The organism is Agromyces sp. GXQ0307 (assembly GCF_044769845.1).
Lineage (GTDB): Bacteria > Actinomycetota > Actinomycetes > Actinomycetales > Microbacteriaceae > Agromyces.
In genome coordinates this window covers 412,718-424,599 of record NZ_JBIZVY010000002.1, presented here as the reverse complement: position 1 = coordinate 424,599, position 11,882 = coordinate 412,718, and the positions used below count along the sequence as shown (strand labels likewise).

Sequence of the window (11,882 nt, the reverse complement as noted above, 5' to 3'; positions counted from 1 at the left end):
CAGGAGTGGTGGCAGTGGACGAACCGGTGGCGGTGCCCGAATCGCGCGGCGTGCACGTCGAACTGCTCGGCACGCTCGACCTGGGGCCCGAGATCGAGGGCATGGCCGGGCGCGTGCTGCGGATGCGGAAGGTGACGATCGATCCCGGCGGCGTCTTCGGTCCCCTCCACGACCACGTCGGTCGGCCCGGAACCGTGTTCATCCTGGAGGGCACGATCACCGACCATCGCGACGGCGCAGCCGTGGAGTACGGACCCGGCCCGGGGTGGCCCGAGGACCATTCGACTGTCCACTGGCTGGAGAACACGGGCACGGAGCCCGCGGTCGAGATCTCGGTCGACATCGTCGGTGAGGCGTAGCGGGGCCCGGGCGTTCGATCCGGCTCGCCCTGCCCCGACCGGTCCCGCGCGGTCAGGCCGGTCGCAACTCCGGGAACCTCCACGTGCCGTCGACGACCGCCGGGTGCGGTCGATACAGCCGCACGATGTAGTTCCAGCCGTCCATGATGCCGATGCGGTTCGGGCGGCCGTCATCAGGGCCGCCGAAGGTCACCGTCGTCGACCCGTCGTCGTCGCGCGCCGCGGTGACGCTGTTGACGCTGACCAGTCCGTCGGTCTGCTCCATGTACCCGTCGGCGTTGTAGACGGTGATCGACCAGAACGCGTCGACGGGCACGTCGCGCACGGTGAGGGTGTACGCGCCGACCGGCAGCTTCGGCTCGACGTTGACGTAGAACGCCTCCGACGACGGCAGGCCGCCCCAGCCGGCCGCCGTGCCGAGCAGGTGGTGCACCGGATCGACCTCGTCGGGCCGGCCGAACGACCGCGCGAAGCCCGACACGCCGCGCGCGAGCGCGAGCAGGGCGTTGCGGGTCGCGGTGAACGAGGCGTCGTCGTACTCGGGCATGGGGAACGGTCCGCCCTCCGGCGCGTCGAGCACGAACGCGTCCTGGAGGGCGTTGACCGCCGCGACATCCGCCTCGTCGTCGGGGTCGACGAGCAGGCGGGGCACGACCACGACCCACTGCGTGCCGAGGTCGTCGGAGTGGAGTCGATGCTCGCCCGGCTCGCGTAGCACGATCGGGATGTAATGGTCCTGGTTCACGACCATCACCGACTGGTAGCGGTCGCCGGCGTCCGGGATCGTGACGCTCGCACCGTTCGAGACGTCGAGCACCGCCATGCTGTAGAGCGTGTCGCGGTTCTGCCGGATGACCGGCTGGTTCTCCAGTGGCGTCGGAACCCGGTTGTGCACCCACCTCCCGGTTCCGCCCGCCTGCGCGGCGAGCGCCGCGAACATCCGGTTCGTCTCGGCGCGTGCGAAATTGTCGACGTTCACGTGTTCGGCCATCGTTCGGTTCCCCCTGGTCCGTGGACGATCGGGCTCAGCCTAGGGGGTGGGGCGGATGCCGCGGAGGGACCTCCGGCCCTCCCCCGGGTGGCCCCGAATCGGCGGCAGGGAGTACGGTGCGAACCAGCGGCGCATGGCCGCACCGGAGTCGGGAGGTTCGGATGGAGTTCGCTGCGGCGGCAGGCGGTGGCCTGGGGCTCGCGGTGCTCCCGATCGTCGCGCTGCTCGCGTCGCTCGTCGCCGCGGTCGCGGTCGGAGCGATCATCGTCGACTGGCTCCAACCGCCGCGCGACGCGGCGGACCCGGCGCTCGTCGATCCGGAGATCGTCGGACTGTTGCCGGTCGCCTTCGTGTCCGGCCCCGCCGCCACGCGATGGCTGCCGGCTGCCATCGTGGAGCTCGCCCTCGACGGCGCGATCATCATCGAGGATCGCCGCCCGGCGAACGCGAACGCCGACGCTCCGGAGTCGGCCCGCGGCATCCGCCTCGTCTACTCGTCGGACCTGCCCTCGACACGGGCGCGGGCTCCGCGCGACGTCTCGGCCGACCTCATCCTCGCCGTCTTCGGGCCCGGGGCCACGGGCACCGCCTCGGTGATCGCGCACGGAGCCACCGTTCCGGTCGACCGCGTCGTGGCGCAGAACGGCGACCTGAACTGGGCCACCCGCCGACGGTTCCTCGACGCGGCCGCACGCTACCGCGAGCCGCGGCCGGTCGGTCGGCTCCGCACGGCGGCCGTCGCCGGGCTCACCGCTGTCGTGCTCGGCTTCGTCGGGCAGTTCGTCGGACGTGGGACGGATGACGCGATCGCCTGGACTGCGCTCGCGATCGGTGCGGTCTCGATCGGCGTTCGCGCGGTGCTGCCGCGCTGGATCCCCCTCAACGCGAGCGGACTCGAACTGCGGGAACGCGCGAACCTCCTCCGCGAACGGATCGCGAGCGCCGACCTCCGTGACCCGTCCGTCGCCCGGTCGACGCTTCCGTGGGCCGTGCTCCTCGGCCGGGATGACGTCGTCGCGCGGGCGGCCGCGACGCTCACGCAGCGCGGCGCCGTGTCCGACTGGTACGCGACGCCCGAGCCGGTCACGCCGGAGGGGCTCGCCTCGGGCATCCGTGTCGCCTCGGTTGCACTGGCCCAGCCGATCGCCGTCGGCGGGCGCGACGACGGACGATTCGGCGTTCCGCTGCTCGAGCAGCGCGGCCTCGGGACGGACGGCGCGTACTTCAGCGAGACCCGAGGATGGGGGCGGGGCGCGATCTACGGCGGCGCAGCCGGCGACGGGTACGACGGCGGCGGCCTCGGCGGGTTCGACGTCGGCGGGTTCGACGGCGGCGGTTTCGACGGGGGCGGCGGGGGCGGCCCGTAGGCGTCGCGGACGCGATCAGTCGGTGACGAACGCTCGCCCGTAGAGCCCCTCGGCGTTCCGCCACGCGATGCCCTCGGCGACGCGGATCGCCTCCTCGACCGGCCAGCCGTGCTCGGCGACGTACCCGCCGAGCACGCGCGCCGCGGCATCCCGCCAGAGCCGTGCACCGAGCAGCACGCGTTCGGGCACGCCCCACGCATCGGTCGAGAAGAGCACCCGCGAGAACGGCGCGAGATCGAGCGACTCGCGCACGGCCGCATCGGCGTTCGCGCCCAGGAAGCCGACCGCGAGACCGACGTCGAGGAACACGTGGGGGAACACGTGCGCGAGCCAGCCCGCCTCCCGCACGTACGGGTAGCAGTGCAGGAACGCGATGCGCCCGCCCGTGCCGGCCGTCGCCGCGAGGAGCGCCTGCATGCGGGCGGGGTTCGCCCGCTCGAGCACGAGGTCGGCGTCGCCGAACCCGGCGTGCACCTGCAGCACCGCGCCGTGTTCGAGCGCCCACCAGATGAGGTGGCGCACGATGGTCGGGTCGACGAGGCGGGGGCGATCGGATGCCGCGTGCGCGCGCCAGACGGCGAACCACGCGTCGGCGGCGGAGCGGAGGTCCACGTCCGTCGGCCGCGCCGGATCGAGCTCGAGCCCGCACCGGTGCGCGGCGACCGTCTTGACCGCGACCGCCTCGACGGCGGCCGCGTCGAGCGCCGGGCCCAACCGCTCGACGAACTCGCCGCCCGACGTGCTCTGCGCCAGGACGGCCTCGGCGATGGTCTCGAGCCGGGCGACGCGATGGATCGGCGCGGCGGCGAGCCGCGCCATCCGCTCATCGGACATGAGCAGGTCGGGTCGGTGGCCGTCGTCGATGAGGTACGCGGCGATGCCGGAGGCCCGGAGGAGTCGCCGGGCGACCTCGTCGGCGCCGAGCTGACGGCGGGTCGCGAGGTACTCGTCCGCTCCGGCGAAGGGCGGCAGCCCGAGCAGCGGCGCGCAGTGCCGGCGCAGCGCGAACCCCTGTCCGCTGTCGAACACGGCGGGGGCCGACGCCGCGTGCTCGGCCTGGGTGAGGGCGTCGATCAGGTCCGGGTCGGTCGGGTCGGGCAGCAGACTGTGCGCGTGGTGGTCGACGAGCGGCATCCGCTCGATCGCCTCGGCCAGCTGCCGCACGATGTCCCCGCCCATGCCGCGATCCTCTCGCGATCGGGGCGCTGCGGCTACGCCAGCCGCTTCTCGAACCAGAAGTCGGCGTAGGGCTCGCCGTTGAAGTCGGAGATCTCGTCGTAGCCGTGCGACCGGTACATCGCGATCGCCTCCGTGAGCGAGCGGTTGGTGTCGAGTCGCACGACCCGGACGCCGAGCCGCACCGCGGCCGCCTCGACCTCGCGGAGCAGTCGCCCACCGAGGCCCATCCCGCGCGTGCCCGCCGCGACCCAGAGTCGCTTGATCTCGGCGGGCTCGTCGCCGTGCAGCTTGAGGCCGACGCAGCCGACCGGTTCGCCGTGCAGGAACGCGACGAGGAACGTGCCCTGCGGCTCGCGGAACTCGTCGTCGGGGGTGGGTCGCGTGTGCCCGGGGTCGAACCCGACATCGAACCGCGCCGCGAGCTCGGCGAAGTAGGCGGCGACGCTCGCGCGCGCGGCCGGGTCGGACGGATCGACGGCGCGCACCTCGACGGCCGACGCGGTCATGAGCCGCTCGACCTCGCCCATCGCGGCGAGCAGGCGTTCTTGTTGCCGTTCCGTGAGCGGGTCGAGGATGTCGCCGACGAGCGCGTCGGACGACCGGTCGAGCTCGGCGCGCTCGGCGACGCCCTCGGCGGTGAGCTGCGCGACGCGCACGCGCGAATCGGCGGCGGAGGGTTCGACGCGGATGAGCCCGTCGCCCTCGAGCGCGCGCAACTGCCGGCTGAGGTACCCGGAGTCGAGGTCGAGTCGTTCGCGCAGCGCGCGGAGTTCGGCGCCGTCGCCACCCGTCGCGCCGATCTCCCACAGCAGGCGGGACTGGCCGAGCGGGCGACCGCGGGCGAGGTAGCCCTCGTCGAGCGCGCCGATCCGCTCGGTGACGGTGCGGTTGAAGCTGCGGACCCGGGCGATCGCGTCATGGGGGCGGGGGTCTGCGACATCCATATCTCTGACTTTAGTCAGATACCTGCACCGGCGCATCCGAGCATGCTCGCGAATCGGCGGCGGGACGGATCCGGACGAAATCAGACGACCTTTCCGTCGGTGTCTTGACGGAAAAATCGCGGGTCCGTTGGATGAACGCGAAGCACACACGGGAAGCCCGGTGCCGCGTCGAGACGATCGACGGACAGGCGGCCGGGCGACGCCCCATGGTCGCGCGCACCCTCGGTGCGCGGACACTGCTGCGCGCCCGCGCGGCGACTTCGATGGAGAAGGAGCACACACCTGATGCGATGGAGATCAGTCAGCCTCGGCGCCGCGGCCGTACTCGCCGCGGCCGCCCTCGTCGGCGGAGGCCTGCCGGCGCTCGCCGCACCGCCGGTCGCCGCGGTCGCGGCCACCGCGACGGCCGCCGCCGACCCCGGCACCTACACGAACCCGGTCACGGCCGGCGTCGTCGACACGTTCCCCGACCCCGCGATGATCCGCGGAAAGGACGGCGCCTGGTACGCCTACGGCACCACGAACCCGATCTTCAACAGTTCGGGCGAGGCGGGCGAGCACATCCTGCCGGTGCTCCGCTCGGCCGACCTGGTCGACTGGGAGTACGTCGGCGACGTCTACCCGGCGGACGAGCCGAAGCCCGGGTACTGGGCGTCCGGCACCCGGCCGTGGGCTCCCGACATCCGCTACATCGACGGGCTCTACCACCTGACGTACTCGCTCTCCAACGGCGGCGTGGCCCTCCTCACCTCCGAGACGCCGACCGGCCCATGGACCGATCACGGCCGCTACTTCGGGGGCGCGCAGGTCGCCGGCTGCCCGACGGGCAACATCGACCAGGCGATCTTCACCGACTCCGACGGAACGCACTTCCTCTACTGGGGCAGCTACGACGTCATCTGCGTCTCCGAGCTGACCGCCGACGCGACCGAGCTCACGGGCGAGGTCACCCAGATCGCGCAGGGCCGCCGGATGGAGGGCGGCTTCGTCGTGCAGCGCGACGGCTGGTACTACCTCATGTACTCCGACGCCGGATGCTGCGACGGCGCGTTCAGCGGGTACACCGTCAAGGTGGGGCGCGCCGACAACCCTCGCGGGCCGTTCGTCGACGACCACGGCGTGGACCTCATGGCCCTCAGCAGCAAGGGCGGCTACGTGCTCGCCTCGAACGGCAACGGCTTCGCCGGGCCCGGACACAACGCCATCCAGACCGACCTCTCCGGCCAGGACTGGATGGTCTACCACGCCATCCCGACCGACGATCCCGACTTCCCGACCGTGCAGACGCGGGCGGGCAACCTCAACCTCTCGAAGCGGCCGCTCATGATCGACCGGCTCGACTGGATCGACGGATGGCCCGTGGTGCGGGCCGGCGCCGGACCGTCGAGCGACGCTCAGGTCGCTCCGGTCACCGCGCCGGTGCTCGGCACCGACTTCGACGGCGGCGTCTCGGGCGACTGGCCCGTGCGCGGCGGCGGTTCGGTCGCGTCGGGCAGTGAGGCCGACGCGGGCGAGTTCGCTCGCGTCACGCCGGCGGACTCCGGAACGACCGAGGTCGTGACCGCCGACGAGGTGACCGGAGACCTGCGCGTGCAGGCCGACCTGCGGTTCAGCGAAGCGGAGGCCGCCGGCACGGCGGGCACCGCCGCACTCCGCGTCGGCGCGCGGGGCCAGAACGGCGCAACGGCCGCGATCGATCGCGAGGCGGGCGAGCTGCGCCTCGAGGTCCGGCAGGGCAGTCGTACCACCGTCGACACCGCGCCGCTCCCGGCGGACTTCGCCTACGACGCCTGGCACGTCGTCGCCGTCGAGTGGCGCGGCGACTCGGTCACGGCCGAGGTGTCGGGCGATGGCCTTCGCGAACCGCTCGCCGAGACCGAGGTGACCGTGCCGAAGAACGCGATCTCGGAGGGCCCGATCGGCATCGCGGCATCCGGGGGGTCCGTCGACGCCGACAACCTGAGCGCCGCCGACCTCTACACGCCGGTGACCGAGCGGGTCGCCGACCCGCAGCTCGGCGAACTGCTTCCCGAGTACTCCGACGAGTTCGAGACGGCGGGGGCGCCCACTGAGGGCGACGATGCGTGGAGCTGGGTCCGGCAGCCGGCGTCCGGCCCGACGGTGACCAGCGGCTCGCTCGTGTGGCCGACCCAGGCGGCCGAGCTGCACACGGGCAACAACTCGGCATCGGTGCTGCTGCGCGACGCGCCCGAAGGCGACTTCGTCGTGGAGACGAAGCTCACGTTCGACGGCACGCGCGGCAACCAGCAGGCCGGCCTCGTGCTCTACGAGCACGACGACCGGTACGTGAAGCTCGCGCACTCGATCCTTCCGCTGAACCGGAAGCCGGGGCAGTTCCTGCACCAGGTCGAGTTCGGCAAGGAGGCGGAGCGGCCCACCACGCCGACGCCGACCGCCGTCGCGAACGGCCCGATGTTCGGAGCGGCTCCCGCCGAGACGACCTGGCTGCGCCTGTACGCGCAGGTCGACGAGGATGCCGGCGAGTGGGAGTTCCGCATGGCGTCGAGCACCGACGGCGAGGACTGGCAGTGGGGCGGCGTCTGGACCTTCCCGGTCCAAGGCGACATCCGGATCGGCCTCATCTCGATGAACGCCACGGGTGCGACCGCGGAGTTCGACTACGTGCGGACCTACGCGATGCGCGGCGACGACCGGGCATTCCCGGTCGGCTGGCCCGTCCCGATGCGCTACGGCAGCGCTGACGCGCGTGACGAGCTCATGCCCGACGACGAGAACTCGATGGTGCTCGACCTCGAGCTGCGCCCGCAGGACGAGGAGCTCGGCCGCGTCTGGATGCGCGACACGTACGTGAACCGCTTCGAGGTCGACGGCGAGACGATGTACGTCGCGACCGGCACGACGCGCGCCGAGGGGCTCGACAAGGCGGCTCCGTGGAACGACGGCATCTACGTCTGGACGGCGCCCGCGCTCGACGGGCCGTGGACGCTGGCGGACACCACCGGCATCCGTCCCGACCAGCCGAAGGGCAAGGTCTGGTCGCCCGAGTTCGTCGACGAGAACACGGCCGACCGGGTGGTCGTCGCGGACTGGCAGGCGTACAGGAATCCCGACGACCCGGCCACCAAGGCGGGCAATGCCTGGGCGCCCGAGCTGCACCACATCGACGGGAAGTGGTACCTCGTCGCCTGCATGGGCGACCAGTCGACGCTGACCGGATCGTTCATGCTCGTCAGCGACGGCGGCCCGGAGGGGCCGTACCGGAACATCGAGGGCAGCATCGACCACCCGCTCGGCGAGCCGGTGCGGGCGGCCAACCCGCGGTACTACCACATCGACGGCGGGCTCTTCGATGACGGCGATGCGACGTACCTGGTGCTGCACAACGACCTGTACGCGAAGATGACGGCCGACATGGAGAACCTCGAGACGCCGACGGACCTGCCGACGTTCACGCAGCGGAAGTACTCGCCCGAGCCGTACCTCGAGGGCGCGACCGTGACGAAGGTGGGGGAGAAGTACTACCTGATGCATGCCGCGTGGGCGCTGAAGGGAGGCACCGCGGAGGACCCGACGTGGTCGTACCTGCCGAACACGGGCGTGAAGGACCAGTACGACGCGATCGTGGCCGTGGCCGACTCGTTCGAGGGGCCGTACTCGGTGCGCCGCACGCTCGGCGTCGGCGCGGGCCACAACAACATGTTCGTGGACGAGGAGGGCACCGTCTGGGCGACGTTCTTCCGGAACCCGAACTTCGGGTACTGGGCGGATCCGTCGCGGATCGACGACGCGGCAGTGCCGGGCGTCGTCCGGCTCGAGCAGTCCGGACCTACGGGGGAGGTGCTGACGGTCGCACGATCGGGCGACTGACGCGAGGCCGGCGTGCCGGACGTGACACGGGCGGGGCGCTCACCTTCGGGTGGGCGCCCCGTACGCCTGCGCACGGCTGAGTGCCCGTTCTGCAAGGGACTCAACCGATATCGGAAGTTTTTCTGTCGGGTTGTTGACGGAAAAATTCGCGGTTGAGAGTCTTGCACGCATGTCGACGGCGACCGGAGTCCACGCCCTCGTGAGGCGGACCCACGAGGAGCGGGTGCTCGCCGCCCTGCGAGCCCACGGCGCACTCAGCCGCGGCGAGCTCGCCAAGCGGGTCGGACTCAGCCGCACGACGCTCTCCGAGATCACCGCGAACCTCCTTCAGCGGGGTGCGATCATCGTCGCCGACACGGATGCCGCGACTCGCGCCGGCAGCGGTCGCCCCGCCGAACGGCTCGCCCTCGACCCCGACTCGGGCCAGTTCCTCGGCGTCGACTTCGGCCACCGCCGCGTGCACGTCGCCGTCGCCGACGCATCGCACGAGATCATCGCCCAGGGCGTCGAGCGGTACGACGACGACCCGCCCTGGGCCGAGCGCCTCGAGATCGCGTTCGACCTCATCGACCGCATCAGCCGCGACACCGGCGTCCACTTCGGCGCACTCCAGTCGATCGGCATCGGCGTTCCCGGGCCGTACACGGGTGCTCGCGCCGGTATGCCCGCGGTGAGCTGGAAGAACCAGCTCGCGCCCGACGGCGTCGATGCGGCGTTCGCCGAGCGCTTCGGCGCGCCGGTCGTGGTCGACAACAACACCAGGCTCGCCGCGCTCGCCGAGGCGATCAGCCGGCCCGACGCGGTCGACAACCTCATCTACCTCCGCCTCTCCGACGGCGTGGGCGGCGGGCTCGTCGTCTCGGGCCGGCTCGTGACGGGGTCGCGCGGATTCGCCGGCGAGCTCGGCCACGTGACCGCGAACCCGTCGGGTGCGGCCTGCCGCTGCGGCAAGCGCGGATGCCTCGAGACCATCGCCTCGGTTCCCGCGATCCTGCGGGCCTGCGGCGAGGCCGGCGCCGACGTCGAGACGCTCGCCGACCTCGCCGCCGCCGTCGCCAAGGGCGACCCGGCCGTCGACGCGGTGCTCCGCGAGGTCGGCTCGTCGGTCGGTCGGGTGCTCGGCGCCGCGGCGATGACGCTCAACCCGCGCGAGGTCGTGATCGGCGGCGAGATCGTCCGTATCGCGCCCGTCCTCGTCGAGCAGGCCGCGGCGACCCTCCGCTACGAGCTCTACTCGATCCCCTCCGACCAGCCGCACATCGTGCGGGCCGCGCAGCTTCGCGACAGCGACGGCGCCCTCGGCGCGATCGCCGCGATCTTCCACCAGTCCCCCCTCCTCGCCGGATACCCCGACCCCGCGGCATCCGCCGAACCCGTTCAGCAGCAAAGGAGCGCACTGTGAACGCCACCGACATCCCCACACGGTGGGAGGTCGCGCCATGACGGAGGTCCGCATGTCCGAGGCACCGTCGCGCGCCGACATCCAGCCGTACACGATGAGCTCCTCGGCCGACCGGGAGCGGCTGCCCGCCGACGGACCCCACCCGCAGAAGCCGGCCCGGTCGACGCGTCGTCGGATGAACACGCGCACGAAGCTGCTGATCCTCAACGCGATCTCGATCGTCGGCGGCATCGCGATCTGGTGGGCGCTCGCCCTCAACGGCTTCCAGCTGCCGACACCGCCCGAGGTCGTCGAGAAGGCGATCCAGCTCTGGAACGCCGGCATCCTCCAGGAGGACATCCTCGCGAGCCTCGGCCGCGTGCTCGCCGGCTTCCTGCTCGGCTCGGCGGCGGCCATCCCGGTCGGCTTCCTCATGGGCTGGTACACCGTGGCCCGGGGTCTCTTCGAGCCGTGGATCCAGTTCTTCCGCACCATCCCGCCGCTCGCCCTGCTGCCGCTCGTGCTGGTGCTCCTCGGCATCGGCGAGGTGCCGAAGATCGTCGTCATCTTCCTCGCCGCGTTCCTGGCCTGCGTCATCTCCACGTACCAGGGCGTCGTGAGCGTCGACAAGACGCTCATCAACGCCGCTCGCGTGCTCGGCGCGAAGGACGGCACGATCTTCGCCCGCGTCGTGGTGCCGGCCTCGACGCCGTTCATCCTCGTGGGCATGCGCGTCGGACTCGGCTCCGCATGGGCCACCCTCGTCGCCGCGGAGCTCCTGGCCGCGCAGGCCGGCCTCGGCCGACGGATGCAGGAGGCGCAGATCTACTACGACCTGGCGACCATCTTCGTGGGCATCGTCCTGATCGGCATCCTGGGCCTCGTCATGGACCGTCTGCTCCTCTTCGCCGAAACCAAGCTGACCGGATGGCAGGAACGCCGATGACCACCACGAACCCGGCGACGGCCACCGCCGCCAAGATCTCCGTCCGCGAGGTCACGAAGACCTTCCCGCTGAAGGGCGAGGAGTTCACCGCCCTCGACCGCGTCTCGATCGACATCGCCGACAACGAGTTCGTCACCGTCGTCGGGCCCTCGGGCTGCGGCAAGTCGACGCTCATGAACGTGCTCGCCGGGCTCGAGACGCCCACCTCGGGCGAGGCGCTCGTCGACGGCCGGTCGGTGTCCGGCCCGGGTCCCGAGCGCGGCGTGATCTTCCAGCAGTACGCGCTCTTCCCCTGGCTGTCGGTCCGCAAGAACGTGGAGTTCGGCCTCAAGGTCAACGGCGTCCCGAGGTCCGAACGCCGCGAGCGCGCCGAGCACTTCATCGAGATGGTCGGGCTCCAGCAGTTCGCCGACGCACTCCCGAAGATGCTCTCCGGCGGCATGAAGCAGCGCTGCGCGATCGCCCGCGCCTATGCCGTGAACCCCTCGATCCTGCTCATGGACGAGCCGTTCGGCGCCCTCGACGCCCTCACGCGCGTGAAGCTGCAGGAACAGCTGCTCGACACGTGGAGCCGCGAGAAGCGCACCGTGATGTTCATCACGCACGACGTCGACGAGGCCGTCTTCCTCGCCAATCGCGTCGTCGTGATGGCCGCCCGGCCCGGCCGGATCTACGACGTGATCGACGTCGACCTCCCGTACCCCCGCACGGAGGACGTGCGTCTGAGCCCCGAGTTCGGGGAGCTGCGCAACCGCGTCTGGCACGCGGTGTACCACCAGGAGCCCGGCGTCGCCGCCGGAACCGCGTCGCACTGACGCGGAGCCTGTCCCCACCCATCAATCCAGCACCGAAATCACCCCCAACCC

9 protein-coding genes are annotated in these 11,882 nt (G+C 71.8%); 6 read left to right on the top strand and 3 right to left on the bottom strand.

Annotated elements, in window-relative coordinates; translation table 11 throughout:
• Window positions 1–14 precede the first annotated feature (14 nt).
• On the top strand, window positions 15–359 hold the full coding sequence (locus tag ACIQH8_RS07340; RefSeq protein WP_400996575.1) for a cupin domain-containing protein: 345 nt from the start codon (window positions 15–17) through the stop codon (window positions 357–359).
• Between the two features lie 52 nt (window positions 360–411).
• Here ACIQH8_RS07340 and ACIQH8_RS07335 read toward each other — a convergent pair whose 3' ends face one another.
• The gene (locus tag ACIQH8_RS07335; protein WP_400996573.1) at window positions 412–1,350 is read right to left on the bottom strand and encodes a DUF1214 domain-containing protein; all 939 of its coding nucleotides are present in this window, start codon (window positions 1,348–1,350) and stop codon (window positions 412–414) included.
• 161 nt (window positions 1,351–1,511) lie between these two features.
• Here ACIQH8_RS07335 and ACIQH8_RS07330 point away from each other — a divergent pair, with 161 nt between their 5' ends.
• Entirely contained in the window at window positions 1,512–2,717 is a 1,206-nt protein-coding gene (locus ACIQH8_RS07330) for a hypothetical protein (RefSeq protein ID WP_400996570.1), read from the top strand.
• A gap of 15 nt (window positions 2,718–2,732) precedes the next feature.
• On the opposite strand, the gene ACIQH8_RS07325 is transcribed toward ACIQH8_RS07330, so the two are convergent.
• A complete protein-coding gene (locus ACIQH8_RS07325; RefSeq protein WP_400996568.1) occupies window positions 2,733–3,896 on the bottom strand; it encodes an amidohydrolase family protein in 1,164 nt (387 codons plus the stop codon).
• A gap of 32 nt (window positions 3,897–3,928) precedes the next feature.
• Complete coding sequence (locus ACIQH8_RS07320; protein ID WP_400996565.1) at window positions 3,929–4,840, bottom strand: GNAT family N-acetyltransferase; 912 nt, start codon at window positions 4,838–4,840, stop codon at window positions 3,929–3,931.
• A 285-nt stretch (window positions 4,841–5,125) separates the two neighbouring features.
• Here ACIQH8_RS07320 and ACIQH8_RS07315 point away from each other — a divergent pair, with 285 nt between their 5' ends.
• The 4 genes from ACIQH8_RS07315 (at window position 5,126) to ACIQH8_RS07300 (ending at window position 11,831) form a co-directional block, all read left to right on the top strand.
• Window positions 5,126–8,689: a family 43 glycosylhydrolase gene (locus tag ACIQH8_RS07315; RefSeq protein WP_400996563.1), complete on the top strand. Its 3,564-nt coding sequence runs from the start codon at window positions 5,126–5,128 to the stop codon at window positions 8,687–8,689.
• Window positions 8,690–8,858: 169 nt separating this feature from the next.
• A complete protein-coding gene (locus ACIQH8_RS07310; protein WP_400996561.1) occupies window positions 8,859–10,091 on the top strand; it encodes an ROK family transcriptional regulator in 1,233 nt (410 codons plus the stop codon).
• Window positions 10,092–10,143: 52 nt separating this feature from the next.
• A complete protein-coding gene (locus ACIQH8_RS07305) occupies window positions 10,144–11,016 on the top strand; it encodes an ABC transporter permease (protein WP_400996559.1) in 873 nt (290 codons plus the stop codon).
• Complete coding sequence (locus ACIQH8_RS07300) at window positions 11,013–11,831, top strand: ABC transporter ATP-binding protein (protein ID WP_400996556.1); 819 nt, start codon at window positions 11,013–11,015, stop codon at window positions 11,829–11,831. Before ACIQH8_RS07305 ends, ACIQH8_RS07300 begins: the two co-directional genes overlap by 4 nt.
• Window positions 11,832–11,882 lie beyond the last annotated feature (51 nt).